The following is a 21,741-nucleotide window of genomic DNA, read 5'->3' on the forward strand; positions in this document are numbered from 1 at the left end:
CGATGGCGCTTGCGCGTAGCCCGTCCGCCCATGAATAAATGGAAAATGGGTATAAATAACGGTTATACACTTAAAAAAACAATGTTTTACCGTACGTATAGCTTGGCATTATAGATAAATAAGCAATTTTCATTGGCCTTGGACGGCATCCCGCCCTATGCTGGCGATGCCTCCATTACACCGAGAAACAGGGAAACATGCATAATAAAATGACGGGCTTACTGGGCTTGCTGCTACTGGGCACGACCTGGACCGCGTTGGCTGCCCCGCCCGGCAGCGGCACCGAGCAACTCGTGCAACACGAGCGGCAGCGCGCACTCGATGCCACGCTTTCGGCCATCGTCGATGACCCGGCCCACCCGCTGGCCAGCCTGTCCGTGCTGGCCATCCGCCAGGGCAAGGTGTCGTATCAACAACAATTCGGCTACCGCTACATCGGCGTTACGCCAGCGGACAGCTTGCCCGTGACGTCAGCCACCCTGTTCCGCATCGCGTCCATCTCAAAGATGATGACCACCCTGGGCCTGATGCGGCTGGTCGAGCAGGGCAAGCTGAGCCTGGACCAGGACGTGGGATTCTATCTGGGCTTTTCGCTGCGCAACCCGCACTTCCCCCAGCAAGCACTGACCCTGCGCCGCCTGCTCAGCCATACTTCCTCGCTGCGCGACGCGGGCGGCTATGCCTGGGGCCCCGAGCACAGCTTGCGCGACGTGTTTACGGCTGGCGGCGATAGCATGTGGGATGCGGCTGCGGCACCAGGCAGTTACTTTAGCTATTCCAACCTCAACTGGGGCGTGATCGGCAGCGTGATGGAAAAAGTCACGGGCGAGCGTTTCGACTTGCTGATGCGGCGTTTGCTGCTCGACCCCATGGAGCTGCGCGGCGGCTACAACCCGGCGGCGTTCACGGCCGATGAAGTGGCGAACACGGCCACGCTGTACCGCAAGCGCACAGTGGAAACGGAAGTGTGGCAGCCGCAAGGGCCATGGCTCGCCCAGGTCGACGATTTTCACGCCCGCCCACCCGCCGCGCCCGCCAGCTTGGCCAACTACGTGATTGGCAGCAACGCCACCGTTTTCAGTCCCACGGGCGGCTTGCGCATCTCCGCTGCCGACCTGGGCAAGGTCATGCAGATGCTGCTCGACGATGGCACCTACCAGGGCAAGCAACTATTGCAGCCCGCCAGCATCGCCTTGATGTTTGGCCGGCAATGGCAACTGGGGCCAGATGCCGGCAATGGCGACAGTGAGCGGGGCCTGTACCGCGCCTGGGGCCTGGGCAACCAGCAGTTCGATGCAGTGACGGGGCGGGGCAACGGCCTGGTCGAGGGCGCCAGTTTTGATGCGGTTGGCCACCTGGGAGAGGCGTATGGCCTGGTCTCCGCCTTCGTGCTCGATTTCAAGAACAAGAATGGCATGGTGATGCTGGTGGGTGGCACGGGCAGCGACCCCGAACGCTATCCGGGCACGTATTCCGCCATGGGGCGCAGCGAAGAATTGATACTCACCACTCTATACCATGGCGCAATTGGCAAGCATGAATGATTTGCACTGAAATAGTGCATTCCTGAAAGTTATGGCTGCACCATGATGTTTCATTGGCTCCCGTGATGGCCAGCCTCTAAGCTCTTCCCGAATGCTCCCGCACCATGGGAGCGCAACGCAGCGAGGCAACATGCAGCAACAAGTCATCATTATCGGCGGCGGCATCGTCGGCCTGACATCGGCCTGGTGGCTGGCAGAGGCCGGCTACAGGGTCACGGTATTGGAACGCAATGAACAGGTGGCGATCGCCGCCAGCTACCGCAATGGCGGCCAGCTCAGCTACCGCTATGTGGCGCCGCTGGCGGACGCCGGCGTGCCCTTCAAAGCCCTGCAATGGCTGCTGCAGAAAGACGGCCCGCTGCGCTTCCGCCCCGAGGCCGACTGGCGCCAGTGGCGCTGGCTGGCCAGTTTCCTGCGCAATTGCAATGCCACCAGCAATGCCCGCACGACGGCCAAACTGCTGCAATTGGGAGAATGGAGCCGCGCCGGCATGGCACAGCTGGAATTGACCGTGCCGCCCGAAGCGTATGCCTGGCGCAATGCAGGCAAACTCATCGTCTACCGCTCGCCCGCCATCTTTCAGCGGGCCGTGGCGCGGCCCGAGTCGGAAGAGGCGCGCATCGTGCTGTCACCGGCCGAAGCGGTGCAGCGCGAACCGGCGCTGGGGGCCTTGCAGGGCGCCCTGGCGGGCGGCATCTTTACCGAGGGCGAGGCGGTGGCCGATTGCCACGCCTTTTGCCTGGCGCTGGAAGCGCGCCTGCTGCAGCACCCGAATTGTTCACGCATTTTAAAAGGCGAGGCGCGCCGCCTCGTCACGCACAAGGGCAAGATCACCGGCGTCGACACCAGCCTGGGCCTGTTGCAGGCAGATCACTATGTGCTGGCGGCCGGCATCCAGAGCCGCGACCTGGCCGCCACGGCGGGTATTTACCTGCCCCTGTATCCGCTCAAAGGCTACAGCCTGACGGCGCCCATCCGCGCGCAAGACCGCGCGCCCGAGATCAGCATCACGGATTTCGAACGCAAGGTACTGTATGCGCGCATCGGCAGCGATTTGCGCGTGGCCGCCATGGTCGACATGGTGGGTGCCGACAATAGCATCGACTGGAACCGCATCGCCGGCCTGACGCGGCTGGCGCGCGAAGCCATGCCGCACGGCGCCGATTACGAGCAGGCCACGGCCTGGGCCGGCCTGCGCCCCGCCACGCCGAACAGCGCGCCACTGGTGGGCGCCAGCAAGTACACCAATCTGTGGCTCAACGTGGGCCATGGTCCGCTGGGTTTTACCTTTGCCGCCGGCACGGCGCGCATCCTCGCCGATCTTATGGCCGGCAAGGCGCCACCGTTCGCGCTGGACTTCCTCGCGCCTCGAAAATAGGCGTACCAGCGGCAGCGGCGCCCGGCGCCGCCGTTATGGCGGATAATTGCGGAATTTTCCTGTTCCCTGTCTGCTGCCGCATGTCCACACCGTCAAACTCTGCCGCCTGCCCCTGTGGCGGCGCCTCCTACGCCAGTTGCTGCGGCCCGTATATCGCGGGCGACGCCTTGCCGCCCACGGCCGAAGCCCTGATGCGCTCGCGCTACACGGCGTTTACCTTGCGCAATGAGCCATACCTGCGCGCCACCTGGCATGTCAGCACATGCCCCAGCGATGCTTTATTTGCCGAAGAAGAAAAAGTCCACTGGCTGGGACTTGAGGTAAAATCTGCTTTACGTTTACGTCAACGTAAAGCAGTATCAGCAGATCAAGCCAAAGAGACAAACCGCGACAGCGTGGAATTCGTGGCCCGCTACAAGGTCAACGGCCGCGCGCACCGCCTGCATGAAGTGAGCCGCTTCGTGCGCGAGGCGCAAGAGGGCGGTGGTGCGCTGCGCTGGTTTTATCTCGACGGCAGTTTTCCCGAATAGCGCGACCCGAGAGACCGGGCGATCATAAAAAGGAACCGCAATGCCGCACATCGAAAGCAAACTCAATCCGCGCAGTGAAGATTTCAAGGCCAATGCCGCGGCCATGCAAGCCATCGTCGACGATTTGCGCGACAAGGTGGAGAAAATCGCGGCCGGCGGCGGCGAAGCGGCGGCCGCCAAGCACCTGGCGCGCGGAAAACTGCTACCGCGCGACCGCGTGCAGATGCTGCTCGATCCCGGCACGCCCTTCCTCGAGTTTTCCCAGATGGCGGCCTACGCCATGTACCAGGATGCCAAAGGCGTCGATACGGCGCCTTCCGCCGGCATCATCACGGGCATCGGCAGGGTCTCGGGCCAGGAATGCGTCATCGTCTGCAACGACGCCACCGTCAAGGGCGGCACCTATTACCCGATGACGGTGAAAAAGCACTTGCGCGCCCAGGAAATCGCCGACCAGAACAACTTGCCCTGCATTTATCTGGTCGATTCGGGCGGCGCCAACTTGCCGAACCAGGACGACGTCTTCCCCGACCGCGACCATTTCGGCCGCATCTTCTACAACCAGGCGAATCTGTCGGCCAAGGGTATCCCGCAAATCGCCGTGGTGATGGGTTCTTGCACGGCAGGCGGCGCCTACGTGCCGGCCATGAGCGACGAATCGATCATCGTCAAGGAGCAGGGCACGATTTTCCTCGGCGGCCCTCCGCTGGTCAAGGCGGCCACCGGTGAGGTGGTGACGGCCGAAGACCTGGGCGGCGGCGACGTGCACACGCGGTTGTCCGGCGTGGTCGACCATCTGGCGCAGAATGATTTGCACGCGCTGTCGCTGGCGCGCACCATCGTCTCCAACCTGAACCGCACCAAGCCGCAGCAGATGGCCTTGCGCGAGTCCGTCGAGCCCAAATACCCGACGCAGGAACTGTATGGCGTGATCCCCGTCGACACGCGCAAGCCCTTCGATGTGCGCGAAGTGATCGCGCGCATCGTCGACGGCAGCGATTTCGACGAATTCAAGGCCCGCTACGGCACTACCCTGATCTGCGGCTTCGCGCATATTTATGGCGTCAAGGTGGGCATCATCGCCAACAACGGCATTCTGTTCTCCGAATCGGCCCTGAAAGGCACGCATTTCATCGAATTGTGCTGCCAGCGCAAGATCCCGCTCGTCTTCCTGCAAAATATCACGGGCTTCATGGTGGGCCGCAAGTACGAAAACGAGGGGATTGCCCGCAATGGCGCCAAGATGGTCACGGCCGTCGCCACGGCCGCCGTGCCGAAATTCACGGTCATCATCGGCGGCAGCTTCGGCGCCGGCAATTACGGCATGTGCGGCCGCGCCTTCTCTCCACGTTTCATGTGGATGTGGCCGAATGCGCGCATTTCCGTCATGGGCGGCGACCAGGCAGCTTCCGTGCTGGCCACTGTCAAGCGCGACGGCATCGAGGGCAAGGGCGGCGCATGGAGCGCGGAAGAAGAAGCGACCTTCAAGCAGCCGATCAAGGATCAATATGAACACCAGGGACACCCATACTATGCCACCGCGCGCCTGTGGGACGATGGCGTGATCGACCCGGCCGACACCCGCATGGTACTGGGCCTGGGCCTGTCGGCCGCCTTGAACGCGGAAATCCCGGACACGAAGTTCGGCGTATTCCGCATGTAAGCGGCATTCAGGGAGAAGAGAATGGAATTTGAAACCTTAAAGCTGGTCATCGAGGGCAATGTCGCCACCGTGACCCTGAACCGCCCCGATGTGCGCAACGCCTTCAACGAGACGACGATCGCCGAGCTGGCGCGCGCCTTCGAGGGCCTGGGACGCAGCGAGATGGTGCGCGCCATCGTGCTGGCGGCCAATGGCGCAGCCTTTTGCGCCGGCGCAGACTTGCACTGGATGAAGAAGATGGCCGGCTACACGCATGCCGAAAACCAGGCCGACGCGCTGCAGCTGGCGCAGATGCTGCGCACGATTTACCTGTGTCCCAAGCCCGTGGTGGCGAAGATCCAGGGCGACTGTTATGCGGGCGGCATGGGCCTGGTCGCCGCATGCGATATCATTCTGGCTGCGGAAGACGTGCATTTCTGCCTGAGCGAAGTGCGGCTGGGACTGATCCCTGCCACTATTTCACCGTATGTCATCAAGGCCATGGGCGAAAACGCGGCACGCCGCTATTTCCTGACCGCGGAGCGATTCTCCGCACAGGAAGCGCTGCGCATCGGCTTTGCCCACGAGGTAGTCGCTGGCGACGCGCTGGACGCGAAAACCTTTGACGTGCTCAAAGCGCTGACGGGCAACAGCCCGCACGCCGTGGCGCAAGCGAAAACGCTGGTGCGCGAGATCGCCGGCCAGCCGGTCGATGACGCGCTGCTGGCGGACACCGCCGAGCGCATCGCGCAGATCCGCGCGTCGGAGCAGGGACGCGAAGGCGTGCAATCCTTCCTCGACAAGCGCAAGCCGAGTTGGCTCATGGGCTAGCAATATCATTGGAGCATTTTTGAAAGCAGAAAAACAATCGGGCTGGGTCGAACGCAGTCTGCGCAGCGTGTGGCACCCCTGCACACAGATGCAGCATCATGAGACTGTACCGCTCATCCCCGTCAGCCACGGCCGCGGCGCCTGGCTGTATGACCACGAAGGCCGACGCTACCTGGACGCCATCAGCTCCTGGTGGGTGAACCTGTTCGGCCATGCCAACCCGCGCATCAATGCGGAACTCAAGGATCAACTGGACCGGCTGGAACACGCCATGCTGGCCGGTTTTACGCATGAACCGGTGATCGAACTGTCGGAAAAACTCTCCGCCTTGACGGGTGGCGTGCTCGGTCACAGCTTTTATGCCTCCGACGGGGCCTCGGCCGTGGAAATCGCCCTGAAAATGAGCTTTCATGCGTGGCGTAACAGCGGCAAAAGCGAGAAACAGGAATTCGTCTGTCTGAAGGGCAGCTACCACGGCGAAACCATCGGCGCGCTGGCCGTCACCGATGTCGCCCTGTTCAAGGATGCCTACGGTCCCCTGCTGCGCGCCACGCAGACGGTGATGTCGCCCGACTTCCGCCAGGCGGCCGAGGGCGAATCCGCCCAGGAAGTGGCACGCCGCGCGGCCTTTGAGGTGGAACGGCTGTTCCAGCAGAAGGCCGACAAAATCGCCGCCATCATCATCGAGCCGCTGGTGCAGTGCGCCACCGGCATGGCCATGCACGATCCGCTATACCTGTCGCTGGTGCGCGCCCTGTGCGACCGCTACCAGGTACACCTGATCCTCGATGAAATCGCCGTCGGCTGCGGGCGTACGGGCACTTTCTTTGCCTGCGAACAGGCCGGCATCTGGCCCGACTTCGTCTGCCTGTCGAAGGGCATCAGCGGCGGCTACCTGCCTTTATCGCTGGTGATGACGCGCGAAGACATTTATCAAGCCTTCTACAGCACCGACGTACGCCGCGGCTTCTTGCATTCGCACTCGTACACGGGCAACCCGCTGGCCTGCCGCGCCGCGCTGGCGACCTTGTCGATTTTCGAGGAAGACGATGTACTGGTGGCCAACCGGGTACGCGCCGAAAAGATCACGCGCGCCCTGGCGCCGCTGGCACAGCATGAAAAAGTAAAACACTTCCGCCAGCAGGGCATGATCTGGGCCTTTGACGCCATCGATGCGGCGCCCGACTTTTCGCGCCGCTTCTTCGGCACGGCGCTGGAACACGAACTCTTGATGCGTCCCATCGGCTCGACCGTCTACCTGATGCCGCCGTACATCCTCGACGACGGGGAAATCGCGGGCCTGGGCCAGCAGACGCTGGCCGTCTTCAACCAAGTGATCGGAGCCTGAGATGGAGCTGATCGCGCGATTACAACAGCAACTGCAAGGGCTGGAAGAGCGCAGCCTGATACGCCGCCGCCGCACCGTCGACACGCCGTGCGCGCCGCGCCTGACGGTCGATGGCCGCGACATGCTGGCCTTTTGCAGCAATGACTACCTGGGCCTGGCGTCGCATCCGCGCATCGTGGCAGCGCTGAAAGAGGGCGCCGACCTGTATGGCGCCGGCAGCGGCGCTTCGCACCTGATCAGTGGCCATAGCCGCGCCCACGCACTGCTGGAAGAACGCCTGGCCGATTTCGTGGGCGCCAACCTGGAACAGGCGCGCGCCCTGTATTTTTGCACCGGTTACATGGCTAATTTAGCTGTGCTGACGGCCCTGGCCGCCGGTGATGCCGAAGCCGAGATCTTCTCGGAAGCGCTGAACCATGCTTCGCTGATCGACGGCACGCGCCTGGCACGCGTGAAAACGCGCGTGTATCCGCACGCCGACCTCGATGCCTTGGCGGCCCTGCTGGCGGATAGCACGGCGACAAGCAAAATCGTCGTCACCGACAGCGTCTTCAGCATGGATGGCGACCTGGCGCCGCTGCCCGCGTTGCTGGCCCTGTGCGAGCAGTACGGCGCCTGGCTGGTGGTCGACGACGCGCATGGCTTCGGCGCCCTGGGCGAGAATGGCCGTGGCGCACTCGAACACTTCGACCTGCATTCGCCGCTCCTGGTGTACGTGGGCACCCTGGGCAAATCGGCTGGCGTGGGCGGCGCCTTTGTTTGCGCGCATGAAGCCGTGATCGAAACCCTGATCCAGAAGGCGCGCCCCTATATCTTCACCACGGCGGCGGCACCGGCGCTGGCGCATGCGCTGCTGGCCAGCCTGGACATCATCGCCGGTGACGAAGGAAAACAACGTCGGGTGCACCTGGCGGCGTTGGTGGCGCAATGGAACGAGGGCTTGCGGCTGCAGCACTGGCAAGCCTTGCCGTCATTGAGTGCCATCCAGCCCGTCATCATCGGTGACAACGCGGACATGCTGGATATCGCCGCCACCCTGTACCAGCAAGGCCTGTGGGTCGGCGCGATCCGCCCACCTACCGTCCCTGTGGGCACGGCGCGCCTGCGCGTCACCCTGTCGGCCGGCCACACGGCGCAGGAAGTGGCGCAATTGATCAACGCAGTCAACACCCTCGAAAGGACTCGCCATGAGCCTTGATGACCCCATCGTGGCCGAAGTGCTGGCGGACCTGGTACCGGCCGTGCAGCCGGCTCCAGCCATTGCCGGCCTGCCATCGCGCTTTGCCTGTTTCGTCACCGGCACCGACACGGAAATCGGCAAGACCCTGACCTCGTCGGCCCTGCTGCATGCGCTGGTCGCGCGCGGCGTGCGCGCCTGCGGCATGAAACCGGTCGCCGCCGGCGCCGAGATGCGCGACGGCGAACTGCATAATGAAGACGCCGACAGCCTGATCGCCGCCGGCAACGTCACCATGCTGCGCAGCCTGACCACGCCTTACATGCTCAAGGAACCGGCAGCGCCGCACATCGCCGCCGCACTCGAAGGCGTCAGCATCGAATCGGTGCCGATCCTGGCCGCCTACCTGGAAATCGCCGCCGCCTCGGACGCCGTCGTGGTCGAAGGCGTGGGCGGCTTCCGCGTGCCGCTGTCTCCCGGCTTTGATTCAGCCGACCTGGCGCAGCAACTCGATTTGCCCGTGGTCCTCGTGGTCGGCATGCGCCTGGGCTGCATCAGCCAGGCCTTGCTGACGGTGGAAGCCATCGAAGCGCGCGGCTTGACGGTGATCGGCTGGGTTGCCAATACCCTGGAAGTGGAAATGCGCTTCCTCGACGAAAATATCGATGCGCTGATCGAGCGCATCCCGGCGCCGCTGCTAGGCAAGGTGCCGCGCCTGGCGCAACCGAGCGCAGAAGCGGCGGCGGCGTATCTCGATTTCACCGGCTTGCCCAACTGGCCGGCGCAGCATCCAAACACTTAAACGTATCCAAAAATAGAAGCGAAGGAATCACCATGTCTCACGTCCAAGAAGCAGCAAAAACCGTCGAACTGCACCGCCCTGCGGCGCGCATCACCGTGCCGGAGGCTGCCACCTGGCCGGTCGCCGATGTACTCGCCCTGTTCGACCTGCCTTTCAATGACCTGATGTTCAAGGCCCAGCAAACGCACCGCATCAACTTCCCCGATGGCGACGTGGAACTGGCGACCCTGTTGTCGATCAAGACAGGCGGCTGCGAGGAAGACTGCGGCTACTGCCCGCAGGCGGCCCGCTACGACACGGGCGTGGAAGCGAAGAAAATCCTCGACATCGACACGGTGCTTGACGCGGCCCGCCAGGCAAAAGCCAATGGCGCCACGCGCTTTTGCATGGGCGCAGCATGGCGCGGCCCGAAGGACCGCGACATGGACAAAGTCGAAGAAATGGTCAGCAAAGTGAAAGCGCTAGGCCTGGAAACCTGCGCCACCCTGGGCATGCTGGAAGAAGGACAAGCCGACCGCCTGAAAAATGCGGGCCTCGACTTCTATAACCACAACCTCGACACAGCGCCCGAGTTCTACGATAACGTCATCTCGACGCGCGAATACCAGGACCGCCTCGATACTTTGGGCCGAGTGCGCGAAGCAGGCTTGAAAGTGTGCTGCGGCGGCATCGTCGGCATGGGCGAAACACGCTTGCAACGCGCGGGCCTGATCGCCCAGCTGGCAAACCTGAATCCGTATCCGGAATCGGTGCCCGTGAACCACCTGGTGCAAGTCGAAGGCACGCCTTTGTTTGGCCTGGAAGCGCTCGACCCGTTCGAATTCGTGCGCACGATCGCTGTGGCCCGCATCACCATGCCAAAGGCGCGCGTGCGTTTGTCGGCCGGTCGCCGCCAGATGGGCGAAGCCGTGCAAGCCATGTGCTTCCTGGCTGGCGCCAATTCCATCTTCTACGGCGACAAGCTGCTCACCACCGACAACCCGGAAGCGGAAGACGACCGCACCCTGCTGGGTAAACTGGGCTTGCAAACGCGCGGCGCCATGCTGGACTCGGTACAGAAAGAGAAGTGCGGCTGCTGATGCAGCCATCGGAATGCGCCCCACCAGGGCGCATTCCTTCATCGCGACACCTCAGATAAAAAACTTCCAGCCACGAGCTGCAAAGAGAGAGACCATGTTCACTAAAATCCTGATCGCCAACCGCGGCGAAATCGCTTGCCGTGTCGCCGCCACCGCGCGCCGCATGGGCATCCAGACTGTCGCCGTGTATTCGGAAGCGGACGCCAACGCCAAGCACGTCGCCGTGTGCGACGAAGCCGTCTTGATCGGCCCCGCGCCGGCCAAGGAAAGCTATTTGTGCGGCGACAAGATCATCGCCGTGGCGCTGGCGACAGGGGCGCAGGCGATCCACCCCGGCTACGGCTTTTTGTCCGAAAACGCCGACTTCGCCGACGCCTGCGCGCAAGCGGGCCTGGTCTTCATCGGCCCGCCGGCATCCGCCATGCGCGCCATGGGCTCCAAGTCGGCCGCCAAGTCGCTGATGGAAAAAGCCAACGTGCCGCTGGTGCCCGGCTACCACGGCGAAGAACAGGATGCGGACTTCCTGCACGGCCAAGCCGACAAGATCGGCTATCCCGTCCTGCTGAAGGCGTCGGCTGGCGGCGGCGGCAAGGGCATGCGCGTCATCGACAACAGCGCCGACTTCAAGGCTGCGCTGGCCTCGTGCAAGCGCGAAGCGATCAGCTCTTTCGGCGACGACAAGGTGCTGGCCGAAAAATACCTGTCGCGCCCGCGGCATATCGAAATCCAGGTGTTCGCCGACACGCTCGGCAACTGCATCTACCTGTTTGAGCGCGATTGCTCGGTACAGCGCCGTCATCAAAAGGTGCTGGAAGAAGCGCCTGCGCCCGGCATGTCGTTTGACCGCCGCGCCGCCATGGGCGAAGCGGCCGTCGCCGCCGCCAAGGCCGTCGGCTACGTGGGCGCGGGCACGGTGGAATTCATCGCCAACCAGGATGGCTCGTTCTACTTCATGGAGATGAACACGCGCCTGCAGGTGGAGCATCCGGTGACAGAAATGATCACCGGCACCGACCTGGTGGAATGGCAGTTACGCGTCGCCTTTGGCGAAACGCTGCCGAAAAAACAGAATGAATTGACGATTCACGGCCACGCCATCGAGGCACGCATCTACGCGGAAAATCCGGAAAAGGGCTTTTTGCCGTCGATCGGCACCTTGCGCCACATGCAGTCGCCATCGGCCGTGACGTTCGAGCTGGGTGGCACGGTGGTTCCGGCTGCCGTACGCATCGATTCGGGCGTGCGCGAAGGCGATGCGATTTCGCCATTCTACGACCCGATGATCGCCAAGCTGATCGTCTGGGGCGCGGACCGCCGCGAGGCGCTGGCGCGCATGACGCAGGCGCTGGCCGAATACCAGATCGTCGGCCTGGCCAGCAATATCGCCTTTTTGAAACGCCTGGTCGAAGGCCAGGCATTTGCCAGCGCCGACCTCGATACGGGTTTGATCGAGCGCAATCAAGACACGCTGTTCCCCGCACTGCAGGCGGCGCCCGACACCGCACTGGCGCTGGCGTCCGTCGCCCTGCTGCTGGAAGAGAAAGCGGCCGCCGAAGCGCAATCGGCCAATCGCGCCGACCCGTGGGGCAATGCCCTGGGCTGGCGTCTGAACAGCACCCTGGGACGCAGCCTGTCGTTCGCCGATGAATTCGCGCTGGCCGGCGACAGCAAGGCCTATGCCGCGCGCATCGCCTACAAGACGGAGGGCTGGCTGTTCAACGGCCAGCCACTCACCCTGACGGCGCGCAAAGGCAACGAGCTGCATATCAAGCTGGGCGAGCGTGCCGTGCACGGCACGGTGCTGCGCGATGGCGAGCAGTTCCACGTGTTCACCAATGGCTTGCACACCACACTGCATTACAGCGACCCGATGGCGCATGCGGGTGAAGTGGAAGCGGAAGGCGGGCGCCTGACGGCGCCGATGCCGGGCAAGGTCGTTGCCGTGCTGGTCAACAAAGGCCAGGACGTCAAAAAGGGCGAGCCTCTGGTCATCATGGAAGCGATGAAGATGGAGCACACCATCGCCGCGCCGCACGACGGCCTGGTGGAAGACGTGCTGTACGCGGTCGGCGACCAGGTGGCCGATGGCGCGCCGCTGCTGGCCTTCAAGGCCGCCGCGTAGAGGCAGCCACGATGCGCATCCTGTTACAACGTTCGGACGGCAAGGAAGCGGCGTGGATCGCCGATTTCAAGGACTTGCTGCCAGAGGCCGAAATGACCTTCTGGCGCGAAGGGGAAACGGTGGCGCCGTGCGACTACGCCGTCGTGTGGCAGCCGCCCGCCGCCATGCTGCCCGAACTGGCCCACGTGAAAGCCATCTTCAACACGGGCGCCGGCGTCGACGCGCTTTTGAAATTCGGCGAGGCGCTGCCTTCCCACGTGCCGCTGGTACGCCTGGACGACGCGGGCATGGGCGTGCAGATGGCTGAATATGTGAGCCACGCCGTGCTGCGCCACTTCCGCCGTTTCGACGATTACGAGGCGCAGAACCGCGCCGGCATCTGGCAGCCGCTACCCGCTTTCGACAAGGTGGACTTTCCTGTCGGCGTGCTGGGCCTGGGCGTGCTGGGCACCCGTGTGCTGGGCGCGCTGGCACAGTTCGAATTCCCCTTGCGCGGCTGGAGCCGCAGCCAGAAACACATCGATGGCGTGCAGTGCTACGCTGACGAAGAGGGGCTCGAAGCATTCTTGCGCGGCACGCGCGTGCTGGTGTGCATGCTGCCGCTCACGCCCGAGACGCACAACCTGCTCGACCGCACGCGCCTGTCCATGCTGCTGCCGGGCGCCTATGTCATCAACGTGGCGCGCGGCGCGCATCTCGCCGAACCGGATCTGCTGACGCTGATCCGCTCCGGGCATATCGCCGGGGCGACACTCGACGTGTTTCGCAACGAGCCGCTGCCGCAACAGCACCCGTTCTGGCAAGAACCACGCATCACCATCACGCCGCATATTTCGGCCGCCACCCTGCGCCGCGAAAGCGTGGCGCAGATCGCCGCCAAGATGCGCCGCCTGCACGCCGGAGAAGCAGTCGCCGGCATCGTCAACCGTTTGCAAGGATATTGAAATGAATGCTCAAGCTAGTTTGCCGAAACAGGTCAAGATCGTCGAAGTGGGCCCGCGCGACGGCCTGCAAAACGAGAAGGAAACCATCAGCGCCGCCGTCAAGATCGAGCTGGTGAACCGCCTGACCCTGGCCGGCTTCGCCAATATCGAGGCGGCGTCCTTCGTCTCGCCAAAATGGGTGCCGCAGATGGCCACCAGCGCCGAAGTGATGGAGAAAATCGCACGCCGCCCCGGCACGATGTATTCGGCGCTGACGCCGAACATGCAGGGTTTCGAGGCGGCGCTGGCGGCGCAGGCCGATGAAGTAGTGATCTTCGGTTCTGCCTCCGAGGCGTTCTCGCAAAAGAACATCAATTGCTCGATTGCCGAATCGATCGCCCGCTTCGAAGGCGTGGCGAAGGCGGCCAAGGAACACGGCCTGCGCCTGCGCGGCAGCATCAGCTGCGCCTTCGGCTGCCCCTACCAGGGTGACGTGCCGCTCGACGCCGTGGCCGACGTGGTGGGTCGCATGCGCGACCTCGGTTGCGACGAGATCGACATCGCCGACACCATCGGCGTGGCCACGCCGCGCAAAACGCAGGCGGTGATGCAGCGCGCCATCGCCGCTTTCCACGTGGGCGGCCTGTCCGGCCACTTCCACGATACCTATGGCCAGGCGCTGGCGAATATCTACGCCAGCCTGGAAACGGGGATTGCAATCTATCACTCGTCCGTCTCCGGCCTGGGCGGCTGTCCCTACGCCAAGGGCGCCACCGGCAACGTGGCCACCGAGGACGTGCTGTACATGATGCAGGGACTGGGCATTGCCACCGGCATCGACCTGGATCTGGTGGTGGACGCGGGCCAGTTCATCTCGCAGCAACTGGGGCGCAAGGGTTCCAGCCGTGCCGGCAACGCCATCGCGGCGAAACGCGCCGCATAAACAAAAGGGGCCGATGGCCCCTTTTTGCTACAGGCGCTACAGACGAAAAAAAACCCAAGAGCCGAAACTCTTGGGTTTTTTTCTACAAATTTGGTCGGAGTACAAGGATTCGAACCTTGGACCCCCTGGTCCCAAACCAGGTGCGCTACCGGGCTGCGCCACACTCCGAAGACCAAGATAATACAGGCCGTATCGACTTCGGTCAAGGGTCAGGTGAAACTCTGTGTAAATTATTTACGCGCGGCACAGGAACGCCTGTATTTTTCAACATGCATGAAATATGCGACACTCACTACGCAAGTTTTCCCGATCAGACATGAAGGCGACGACGGCAATGGATTTCAGTATGGAAAGAAGCGACGGTGGCCGGCCCATGCCGAAGGGCCGCAGCATCGTGCTGGGCGTCGGCGTATCCTTGCTGCTGCATGGCGCCTTGATCTATCTGTGGCGCCATGTACAGCCAGCCGCACGGATAGACACGGCCCCGCGCGTGGAATCGATCGCCGTATGGATACGTCCGCTGGCCGCCAAGCCGCCACCGCCGCCGGTCGAGGTGGTCAAGCCGAAACGCGAACCCAAGCCCATCAGCAAGCCGAAACTCGCCACTGCCCGGGAAACGCCAGCAGCGGCCACAGCACCAGCATCCAGCCCGCAAGCCATCACTGTCGTGCCGGCATCACCGGCCACGCCGACGGCCAGTCCCGACACCTACACGCCAGAAACGCCAAAGTTCGACATGGAAGCGGCCAGGAGGACGGCGCGCAAGATGGCCGGCGAACGCGACCCGTCCAAGGTGGGCACGGCCGTGGGGCAAATTCCCGACAAGCCGCTGCAAACGGAAACCCAGTTGGCGCGCGACATCGCACAAGGCAAGCGCGGCGATTGCCGCACCGCCTATGCCGGCGCAGGCTTGCTGGCGCCCGTGCTGATGTTGCTCGACAAGAAGGATAGCGGCTGCAAGTGGTAATGATTTAACAATGCGCCTATTTGGGGCGTGCCGGAGAAGTTATTCCTGCCCCTTCAACTGCAGCGCCCGCTCATACAGGGCGTTTTTCTTGCGCCCCGTGATTTGCGCCGTCAGGTTGGCCGCCTGCTTGACGCTGCATTCGGCCAGCAGGATATTGAGGATGCGTTCCGCTTCCACGTCTTCCGCGTCCTGCGCTTCGGTGGCGCCTTCCAGCAGGACGACGAACTCGCCCTTTTCGCGGTGCGCGTCGGCACGGATCCAGCTTTCCGCTTCCGACAGGGGACAGCGGTGGATTTCCTCGAACATTTTCGTCAATTCGCGCGCGAACACCACCTGGCGCGTGGGCTCGAACGCTTCCACCAGGGCCGTAGCGCAATCGAGGATGCGGTGCGGCGCCTCATAGAACACCATGGTGGCCGTCACGCCGCGCAGGCTGTGCAAGATGTTTTCACGCTGCTTGGCCTTGGCCGGCAGGAAGCCGACAAAGTAAAACTGGTCATTCAATAAGCCGCTGGCAGAAATGGCCGTGATGGCCGCCGACGGGCCGGGCAGGGGCAGCACGCGCAAGCCGGCCGCACGCACGGCGTCGACGATACGCGCGCCCGGGTCGGATACGGCGGGCGTGCCGGCGTCGGAAACGAGGGCGATGCGCTCGCCGGCCTGCAGGCGCGCGATCAGGGTTTGCGCCACTTCGCGTTCATTATGTTGATGCGCCGCAATCAACGGCTTGTTCAGGCCAAAGCGCGTCAGCAGGTGCGCCGTGTTGCGCGTATCTTCACAGGCAACGGCGTCGGCAAGGCTCAGCAAATGCAGCGCGCGCAGGCTGATATCGGTCACATTGCCGATTGGCGTGGCCACTATATACAATGTTGCGATAGGATAGACCTGATGCGCCGCCTCTGTCATGATGGGCAGGCTGGCGATGGAACTGATTTCTTGTACGGTCATTTTGGAGGTTAAATGCTTGCTAATAGTGTGAAGTTACTGCTTGTTTGTGCCGCGACCGGCATGCTGAGCGCTTGCAGCACGCCTTGCGACGCGCCCGGGCAATTGTGCGCGCCTATTGAATCTAACACAAGGGCGCTGCCGCCACCGAAGCTGCCGCCGCCCGTGCCGCCCAAGCCGCAACCGCCCGAACCGGTGACGTTTGCCGTGGCCGTGCCCGATATTACCGCATACGACGGGAATGGCGCGCCGCTGGCGCCCACCACCACCAGGCCGGCGACAGGCACGCCGCAGGACATGCCAGCGGCCACCGCGCCGGCGCCCGCCGATGGCAAGGTCCACCACATCGGCCTGCTGCTGCCGCTGCGCTCGGCTTCCCTGGGTCCGGCCGCCGAATTGCTGCGCGCCGGCTTCATGGCCGCATACGAGCGCGACCGCAGCGGCTTCGAAGTGGCGGTGATCGACACGGGCGACGGCAGCAGTGATGTATTGAACAAGTTTGCCCAAGCGCAAGAGGAACAGGACATCGTCGTCGGCCCTTTGTCGCGCTCGGCCGTCACGGCCGTGGCAAATAGCGACCTGGTGCGCAAACCGACGATTGCCCTGAACCACCCGGACAATCGCGGCGACGCGCGCCTGCCGGCCAAGCTGCTGGTGATGGGGCTGTCGATCGAGGCGGAGGCACGCCAGGTCGCCGCCTGGGCCGCCAGCGAACAGCCGGGCGCCAGCGCGCTGATCCTGTCGGCCGGTTCGCCCTCGCAGCGCCGCATCAGCGCCGCCTTCAAGCAGGAATGGCTGCGCCAGGGCGGCAAGATCGAGACGATGGACTTGACGGCCACGAATGGCTACCTGAGCGACGCCGAGCTGGTGCAGCTACGCGCGCGCCTGGCAGCGACGCCTCCGGGCCTGCTGTTTGCCGCGCTCGACGCCGACCAGGCGCGCCAGCTGCGCGTGGCCATCGGCAGCGACTTGCCACTGTATGGCACTTCATCCCTGAATCCCGGCGCCGGGCGCGGCGCCAGCGGTCCCGAGCTCGACGGCGCGCGCCTGCTGGACTTGCCATGGCAAGTGCAGCGCGAGCATCCGCAAGTGATGGTGTATCCACAGCCGCAGCAGCCAGGCGACGGCCGCCTGACGGCCGACATGGAGCGCCTGTACGCACTGGGCATCGATGCCTTCCGCGTGGCGCGCGAAGTGGCGCTGCGGCCAAACGCGCCGTTCACGCTCGATGGCGTAACGGGCCGCCTGGCCGTGCGCTTCGAAGAGAATCAAAGCGTGTTCGAACGCACGGAACAAGCCGCCACCTATCAGCAGGGCGTGCTGGGCACCTGGCCACCGGCTGCGGCAGCAACGCCCGCCGCCTTGCCACCGGCCCAATAAGAACACGCCATGCCGCCCCTGCCATTCCAGAATACACAGGCGCGGGGACGGCAGGCGGAAGACGATGCGCTCGCGTATCTGTTGCTGCACGGCTTGGTACTGCTGGAACGCAACTATCTGTGCAAGGGCGGCGAACTGGACCTGATCATGCGCGATGGCCCCTCCATCGTTTTCGTCGAGGTGCGCTTACGCAGCACTGCCGCCTTCGGCGGCGCCCTGGCCAGCATCACGCCAGCCAAGCAGCGGCGCATGGCGCTGGCCGCGCAAACCTGGCTGCAGGGGCAAAAGACGCTGCCGCCATGCCGCTTCGACGCGCTGGCCATCGATGGCGGACACATCAGTTGGCTGAAGAACATCCTCGATATGTAAGCATTTTTAACAGTGCTTGTCCGCCATGCCGCGCGCCTGCACTATAATCGGCAGACTATGAATAATCAACGCATCCTCTCGCACTTCCACGAAAGTGCCGAACTCAAGATCCAGGCCGCTACCGTACTGGCGCAACCCATTGCGCAGGCGATTGACCTGATGTTTTATGCATTGTCCAACGGCAACAAGATCCTGGCCTGCGGCAACGGCGGTTCCGCCGCCGACTGCCAGCATTTCGCGGCCGAGCTGGTCGGGCGCTTCGAACGCGAGCGCTTTCCGCTGCCGGCCCTGGCGCTGACGACGGATACGTCTATCCTGACGGCCGTGGCCAATGACTACAGCTACCGCGAGATTTTCTCGAAGCAGGTGCAGGCCTTCGGCCAGGCCGGCGACATCCTGCTGGCCATCTCCACGTCGGGCAATTCGGCCAACGTGATGGCCGCCGTGGAAGCGGCGCTCGAGCGCGAAATGCGCGTCGTGGCGCTGACGGGCAAGGACGGCGGCGCCATCGGCAAGATGCTGACGGATGCCGACGTGCATATCTGCGTGCCGGCCGAGCGCACGGCGCGTATCCAGGAAGTCCATCTGACCACCATACATTGCATCTGCGACGGCATCGATGTCGCGCTATTCGGAGGAGACGTGAATGACTAAATTCGGTACTGGCCCAGGCTGGAAACGCGTACAACGCCCACTGGCCACCGCACTCTTGTGCGGCGCCATGCTCACCTCGCTCACCGGCTGCATCGAACTGATGGTCGGCGGCGCAGTGATGGGCGGCGTTGCCGCGGCAGACCGCCGCACCCTGGGCGCACAGACCGAAGACAAGTCGATCGCCCTCAAAGGCGAGTCGCGCATCCCCTCCCTCGTCGGCGATGCCGGCCATGTGAATGTCACCAGCTTCAACCGCCGCGTCCTGCTGACGGGCGAAGTGCGCGACGACGCGATGAAAAATGCCGTCGAGCGCGAAGTGCGCAATATCGAAGGCGTGGAATCGGTGGCCAATGAATTGATCATCGCCGGCCCGGCCAGCTACACCTCGCGCTCGAACGATGCGCTGATCACCACCAAGGTCAAGGCCAGCCTGGTGGACATGAAAACCATCTCGGCCGCCTCGTTCAAGGTCGTCACCGAGAACGGCACCGTCTTCCTGATGGGGCGCGTCACCCAGCGCGAAGGCACGGTCGCGACCGACGTGGCGCGCGGCGTGGGCGGCGTGCAGAAAGTAGTCAAGCTGTTCGACTACATTTCGGAAGCGGAGCTGAAGCAATTGCAACCGGACCCGGCGCCAGCGCGCGTCAACAACTCCGTCGGACAGTAATCCCCCTGGGCCGTGAACAGAACGATGGGGCTATAATGGCCCCATCGTTACGTTATCTGGTGTGAAAACTATGTCAACATCGACTGCCAAATCCTGGATCAAGCCAACCCTCCTCGCCGTCTTCGTGGCGGGCGTGGCGGCGGCTGGCTATCTGTCGCTGAATGACAAGCAAAGCGCGCCGGACGTGACGTTCCACGGCATCCATGGCGAGAAGATCACCTCGGCCAGCCTGCGCGGCAAGGTGGTGATGGTCAATTTCTGGGCTACCTCGTGCACCACTTGCGTGGCGGAAATGCCGGACATGGTCGACACCTACAACAAGTACAAGGGGCAGGGCCTGGAATTCGTGGCCGTGGCCATGAAATACGATCCGGCCAACTACGTGCTGAACTTCGCCGAAACGCGCCAGCTGCCATTCAAGGTGGCGCTCGACGTGACGGGCGAAGCGGCCAAGGCCTACGGCGACGTGGCCCTCACGCCCACCACCTTCGTGCTCGACAAGCAGGGCAAGATCCTCAAGCGCTACGTAGGCAAGCCGGAATTTGCCGAATTGCACAAGCTGCTCGAATCAGCCATCGCCGGCTAAGACCAGACAGCGCACAAAACCTTGTTGCTAAAGCTTGCCAAGTTGTTATAACCTTCCCAGGCGTGATCCCATTCACCTTGTGAAGGCCAGCCGTGTCCCTTGCCGCTCAATCGCTCGACCCGCAACAACTCAAAATCTGGCTGCTCGCCGCCGGCAACAAGGACGCCACCGCGTTCCGCCAACTATATAACTCCACCTCATCGAAACTGTTTGGCTTCGCGCTGCGTATATTGCATAAGCAAGAGCTCGCTGAAGAAGCCTTGCAAGAGGGGTTCGTCGCCATCTGGAACAACGCCGCCGCTTACCAGAGCCATCTGGCGGCGCCGATGACGTGGATGGCCACCATCGTGCGCAACAAGGCGTTCGATGTGCTGCGGCGCAGCGACGATACCGTGGAAATCGATGCCGAACAGTTTGATAGCGAAGTCATGAATGCACTCCGAGACCCCCAGGCCACGCCCATCGAATCACTGCAACTGAGCGGTGATGCCAAGGCGCTGGCGTTTTGCATGTCGGCCCTGGAAGGGCTGCACCGGCAGGTGGTCGCCCTGGCGTTCTACCATGACCTGTCGCACAGCGAAGTGGCGCAGCAAATGTCGCTGCCGATCGGCACCGTGAAGACCTGGATACGGCGCAGCCTGGAACGGCTGCGCACGTGCCTGGCGAAACGGGAGGCATCATGAATATCCGCAGCAATGACGTGCTGCGCCAGAAGCTGGCGTCCGAATACGTGCTGGGCACCCTGAAAGGCGGTGCGCGGCGGCGTTTCGAAGGCTGGCTGCACAACGACGCCGATTTGCGCAATATCACGGCGGAATGGCGCCAGCGTTTGGAACCGATGGCGGAATTTGCCACGCCCGTGGCGCCGCCCAAGCGCGTGTGGCAGCAGATCGAGCAGCGCCTGCACCTGGCGCCGCAGGGCGGCTGGTCGCTATGGCGCGATTCGCTGTCGTTCTGGCGTTCGCTGGGCATGGCATCGAGCGCCATCGCCGCCTTGCTGGTCATCGTCGTGGCCACGCGCGTGATGGATGCGCCGCAAATCAGCTATGTGGCCAGCCTGACGGACGAGAAAGCGCAAACAGCCCTGCTGCTGACGGCCGACAGCCGCCACGGCGCGCTCGAGGTACGCATGGTGGGCAACGCGCCCGTGCCTGCTGATCGCGACCTGGAACTGTGGGCCGTGCCGAAGAGCGGCAACCCCCGTTCGCTGGGCTTGTTGGCAGACAAGGGTAACGTGACACTGGCGTTGTCCCGGCGCGCCATCGGCAACGACGTGGCCTTGCTGGCCGTCACCCTGGAGCCGAAAGGCGGTTCGCCCGATCCGAACGGACCGACGGGGCCAATCTTGTACAAAGGTAACTGGGTAAAAATTTAAGCTGGTTTGGGATACAGAATCATCTGCGTGCAGCGAAACAGGGCGATGGTCTTGCCCGTTTCCTTGCTTTTCACCACGGCATCCCACACTTGCGTGTTACGGCCCTTGTGCTCCACTTTCGCGGTGCAGATGAGCGTGCCTTCGCGGGCCGTGCCCAGATGGTTCGATTTCAGTTCGATGGTGGTGAAATTGCTCGCGCCTTCGGGCAAGTTGACGATGCAGCCATAGCCGCAAGCCGTGTCGGCCAGGGTCACCACGCTGCCCGCATGCAGGTAGCCGTTCGGCGCCAGCAAGTGTGGCAGCACGGGCAATTGCGCCGTCAGCTGGCCGTCGCCCACGGCTGTGATGACGATGCCCAGGTGGGCAGGCAGGCGGCCTGTGCCGCGTTCATTCAACATCGCGACGGTGATCTCGGGATTGCTCATGCTGGTCCTTGTGCGGGTGAGTCCGGACAGCGGATCTGCCGGAAAATACTATGA

22 protein-coding genes and 1 tRNA gene are annotated in these 21,741 nt (G+C 63.4%); 20 read left to right on the top strand and 3 right to left on the bottom strand.

What is annotated here, in order from left to right; translation table 11 throughout:
* Positions 1-197 precede the first annotated feature (197 nt).
* The 12 genes from K0F85_RS20285 to K0F85_RS20340 all read left to right on the top strand — a co-directional run bounded on the left by K0F85_RS20285 (position 198) and on the right by K0F85_RS20340 (position 14,319).
* Positions 198-1,544 (top strand): serine hydrolase, encoded by a 1,347-nt coding sequence (locus K0F85_RS20285; protein WP_219117758.1) that lies wholly within the window; start codon positions 198-200, stop codon positions 1,542-1,544.
* 91 nt (positions 1,545-1,635) lie between these two features.
* Positions 1,636-2,922: a D-amino acid dehydrogenase gene (locus tag K0F85_RS20290; RefSeq protein ID WP_219117759.1), complete on the top strand. Its 1,287-nt coding sequence runs from the start codon at positions 1,636-1,638 to the stop codon at positions 2,920-2,922.
* Between the two features lie 80 nt (positions 2,923-3,002).
* Complete coding sequence (locus K0F85_RS20295) at positions 3,003-3,452, top strand: YchJ family protein (RefSeq protein ID WP_219117760.1); 450 nt, start codon at positions 3,003-3,005, stop codon at positions 3,450-3,452.
* A gap of 40 nt (positions 3,453-3,492) precedes the next feature.
* Positions 3,493-5,115, top strand: coding sequence for a carboxyl transferase domain-containing protein (locus K0F85_RS20300; RefSeq protein ID WP_219117761.1), 1,623 nt, complete (start codon positions 3,493-3,495; stop codon positions 5,113-5,115).
* A gap of 21 nt (positions 5,116-5,136) precedes the next feature.
* Complete coding sequence (locus K0F85_RS20305; protein WP_219117762.1) at positions 5,137-5,925, top strand: enoyl-CoA hydratase/isomerase family protein; 789 nt, start codon at positions 5,137-5,139, stop codon at positions 5,923-5,925.
* A 19-nt stretch (positions 5,926-5,944) separates the two neighbouring features.
* Positions 5,945-7,273 (top strand): adenosylmethionine--8-amino-7-oxononanoate transaminase, encoded by a 1,329-nt coding sequence (gene bioA, locus K0F85_RS20310; protein WP_257572926.1) that lies wholly within the window; start codon positions 5,945-5,947, stop codon positions 7,271-7,273.
* Between the two features lies 1 nt (position 7,274).
* The gene (gene bioF, locus K0F85_RS20315; RefSeq protein WP_219117764.1) at positions 7,275-8,471 is read left to right on the top strand and encodes an 8-amino-7-oxononanoate synthase; all 1,197 of its coding nucleotides are present in this window, start codon (positions 7,275-7,277) and stop codon (positions 8,469-8,471) included.
* Positions 8,461-9,252, top strand: a complete 792-nt coding sequence (gene bioD / locus K0F85_RS20320) for a dethiobiotin synthase (RefSeq protein ID WP_219117765.1) — start codon at positions 8,461-8,463, stop codon at positions 9,250-9,252. The genes bioF and bioD overlap by 11 nt, the downstream gene beginning before the upstream one ends.
* 32 nt (positions 9,253-9,284) lie before the next feature.
* Positions 9,285-10,331, top strand: a complete 1,047-nt coding sequence (gene bioB / locus K0F85_RS20325) for a biotin synthase BioB (RefSeq protein ID WP_219117766.1) — start codon at positions 9,285-9,287, stop codon at positions 10,329-10,331.
* 94 nt (positions 10,332-10,425) lie between these two features.
* Positions 10,426-12,453 carry an acetyl/propionyl/methylcrotonyl-CoA carboxylase subunit alpha gene (locus K0F85_RS20330; RefSeq protein WP_219117767.1) on the top strand — a complete coding sequence of 676 codons (2,028 nt, stop codon included), beginning with the start codon at positions 10,426-10,428 and terminating at the stop codon, positions 12,451-12,453.
* An 11-nt stretch (positions 12,454-12,464) separates the two neighbouring features.
* The gene (locus K0F85_RS20335) at positions 12,465-13,397 is read left to right on the top strand and encodes a glyoxylate/hydroxypyruvate reductase A (RefSeq protein ID WP_219117768.1); all 933 of its coding nucleotides are present in this window, start codon (positions 12,465-12,467) and stop codon (positions 13,395-13,397) included.
* A gap of 1 nt (position 13,398) precedes the next feature.
* Complete coding sequence (locus K0F85_RS20340) at positions 13,399-14,319, top strand: hydroxymethylglutaryl-CoA lyase (protein WP_219117769.1); 921 nt, start codon at positions 13,399-13,401, stop codon at positions 14,317-14,319.
* 91 nt (positions 14,320-14,410) lie between these two features.
* Here the strand turns inward: K0F85_RS20340 and K0F85_RS20345 are convergent.
* Positions 14,411-14,487 (bottom strand) — tRNA-Pro (locus K0F85_RS20345).
* A 178-nt stretch (positions 14,488-14,665) separates the two neighbouring features.
* On the opposite strand from K0F85_RS20345, the gene K0F85_RS20350 reads away from it, so the two are divergent.
* On the top strand, positions 14,666-15,286 hold the full coding sequence (locus K0F85_RS20350; protein WP_219117770.1) for a hypothetical protein: 621 nt from the start codon (positions 14,666-14,668) through the stop codon (positions 15,284-15,286).
* Between the two features lie 39 nt (positions 15,287-15,325).
* Here K0F85_RS20350 and rsmI read toward each other — a convergent pair whose 3' ends face one another.
* Entirely contained in the window at positions 15,326-16,234 is a 909-nt protein-coding gene (rsmI, locus tag K0F85_RS20355; RefSeq protein WP_219117771.1) for a 16S rRNA (cytidine(1402)-2'-O)-methyltransferase, read from the bottom strand.
* Between the two features lie 12 nt (positions 16,235-16,246).
* Between rsmI and K0F85_RS20360 the strand changes: the two genes are divergently transcribed.
* The 7 genes from K0F85_RS20360 (at position 16,247) to K0F85_RS20390 (ending at position 21,262) form a co-directional block, all read left to right on the top strand.
* The gene (locus K0F85_RS20360) at positions 16,247-17,611 is read left to right on the top strand and encodes a penicillin-binding protein activator (protein ID WP_257572930.1); all 1,365 of its coding nucleotides are present in this window, start codon (positions 16,247-16,249) and stop codon (positions 17,609-17,611) included.
* Between the two features lie 9 nt (positions 17,612-17,620).
* Positions 17,621-17,980, top strand: a complete 360-nt coding sequence (locus tag K0F85_RS20365) for a YraN family protein (RefSeq protein ID WP_219117772.1) — start codon at positions 17,621-17,623, stop codon at positions 17,978-17,980.
* A gap of 57 nt (positions 17,981-18,037) precedes the next feature.
* Positions 18,038-18,634, top strand: coding sequence for a phosphoheptose isomerase (locus K0F85_RS20370; protein WP_034752465.1), 597 nt, complete (start codon positions 18,038-18,040; stop codon positions 18,632-18,634).
* Positions 18,627-19,301, top strand: a complete 675-nt coding sequence (locus tag K0F85_RS20375; protein ID WP_219117773.1) for a BON domain-containing protein — start codon at positions 18,627-18,629, stop codon at positions 19,299-19,301. The genes K0F85_RS20370 and K0F85_RS20375 overlap by 8 nt, the downstream gene beginning before the upstream one ends.
* A gap of 70 nt (positions 19,302-19,371) precedes the next feature.
* Positions 19,372-19,887 (top strand): peroxiredoxin, encoded by a 516-nt coding sequence (locus tag K0F85_RS20380; protein WP_219117774.1) that lies wholly within the window; start codon positions 19,372-19,374, stop codon positions 19,885-19,887.
* Between the two features lie 92 nt (positions 19,888-19,979).
* The gene (locus K0F85_RS20385; protein WP_219117775.1) at positions 19,980-20,570 is read left to right on the top strand and encodes a sigma-70 family RNA polymerase sigma factor; all 591 of its coding nucleotides are present in this window, start codon (positions 19,980-19,982) and stop codon (positions 20,568-20,570) included.
* Positions 20,567-21,262 (top strand): anti-sigma factor domain-containing protein, encoded by a 696-nt coding sequence (locus K0F85_RS20390; RefSeq protein ID WP_219117776.1) that lies wholly within the window; start codon positions 20,567-20,569, stop codon positions 21,260-21,262. Before K0F85_RS20385 ends, K0F85_RS20390 begins: the two co-directional genes overlap by 4 nt.
* On the opposite strand, the gene K0F85_RS20395 is transcribed toward K0F85_RS20390, so the two are convergent.
* A complete protein-coding gene (locus tag K0F85_RS20395; RefSeq protein WP_219117777.1) occupies positions 21,259-21,687 on the bottom strand; it encodes a PaaI family thioesterase in 429 nt (142 codons plus the stop codon). The two genes, K0F85_RS20390 and K0F85_RS20395, sit on opposite strands and share 4 nt — an antisense overlap.
* Between the last annotated feature and the right edge of the window lie 54 nt (positions 21,688-21,741).

The organism is Janthinobacterium sp. UMAB-56, assembly GCF_900095265.1.
Taxonomy (GTDB): Bacteria; Pseudomonadota; Gammaproteobacteria; order Burkholderiales; family Burkholderiaceae_D; genus Janthinobacterium.

Excerpts from the sequence above, each read along its gene's own strand:
- K0F85_RS20285 (WP_219117758.1), top strand. The coding sequence starts at position 198 with ATGCATAATAAAATGACGGGCTTACTGGGCTTGCTGCTACTGGGCACG.
- K0F85_RS20290 (WP_219117759.1), top strand. The coding sequence starts at position 1,636 with ATGCTCCCGCACCATGGGAGCGCAACGCAGCGAGGCAACATGCAGCAA.
- K0F85_RS20295 (WP_219117760.1), top strand. The coding sequence starts at position 3,003 with ATGTCCACACCGTCAAACTCTGCCGCCTGCCCCTGTGGCGGCGCCTCC.
- K0F85_RS20300 (WP_219117761.1), top strand. The coding sequence starts at position 3,493 with ATGCCGCACATCGAAAGCAAACTCAATCCGCGCAGTGAAGATTTCAAG.
- K0F85_RS20305 (WP_219117762.1), top strand. The coding sequence starts at position 5,137 with ATGGAATTTGAAACCTTAAAGCTGGTCATCGAGGGCAATGTCGCCACC.
- bioF (WP_219117764.1), top strand. The coding sequence starts at position 7,275 with ATGGAGCTGATCGCGCGATTACAACAGCAACTGCAAGGGCTGGAAGAG.
- bioD (WP_219117765.1), top strand. The coding sequence starts at position 8,461 with ATGAGCCTTGATGACCCCATCGTGGCCGAAGTGCTGGCGGACCTGGTA.
- bioB (WP_219117766.1), top strand. The coding sequence starts at position 9,285 with ATGTCTCACGTCCAAGAAGCAGCAAAAACCGTCGAACTGCACCGCCCT.
- K0F85_RS20330 (WP_219117767.1), top strand. The coding sequence starts at position 10,426 with ATGTTCACTAAAATCCTGATCGCCAACCGCGGCGAAATCGCTTGCCGT.
- K0F85_RS20335 (WP_219117768.1), top strand. The coding sequence starts at position 12,465 with ATGCGCATCCTGTTACAACGTTCGGACGGCAAGGAAGCGGCGTGGATC.
- K0F85_RS20340 (WP_219117769.1), top strand. The coding sequence starts at position 13,399 with ATGAATGCTCAAGCTAGTTTGCCGAAACAGGTCAAGATCGTCGAAGTG.
- K0F85_RS20350 (WP_219117770.1), top strand. The coding sequence starts at position 14,666 with ATGGAAAGAAGCGACGGTGGCCGGCCCATGCCGAAGGGCCGCAGCATC.
- rsmI (WP_219117771.1), bottom strand. The coding sequence starts at position 16,234 with ATGACCGTACAAGAAATCAGTTCCATCGCCAGCCTGCCCATCATGACA.
- K0F85_RS20360 (WP_257572930.1), top strand. The coding sequence starts at position 16,247 with ATGCTTGCTAATAGTGTGAAGTTACTGCTTGTTTGTGCCGCGACCGGC.
- K0F85_RS20365 (WP_219117772.1), top strand. The coding sequence starts at position 17,621 with ATGCCGCCCCTGCCATTCCAGAATACACAGGCGCGGGGACGGCAGGCG.
- K0F85_RS20370 (WP_034752465.1), top strand. The coding sequence starts at position 18,038 with ATGAATAATCAACGCATCCTCTCGCACTTCCACGAAAGTGCCGAACTC.
- K0F85_RS20375 (WP_219117773.1), top strand. The coding sequence starts at position 18,627 with ATGACTAAATTCGGTACTGGCCCAGGCTGGAAACGCGTACAACGCCCA.
- K0F85_RS20380 (WP_219117774.1), top strand. The coding sequence starts at position 19,372 with ATGTCAACATCGACTGCCAAATCCTGGATCAAGCCAACCCTCCTCGCC.
- K0F85_RS20390 (WP_219117776.1), top strand. The coding sequence starts at position 20,567 with ATGAATATCCGCAGCAATGACGTGCTGCGCCAGAAGCTGGCGTCCGAA.
- K0F85_RS20395 (WP_219117777.1), bottom strand. The coding sequence starts at position 21,687 with ATGAGCAATCCCGAGATCACCGTCGCGATGTTGAATGAACGCGGCACA.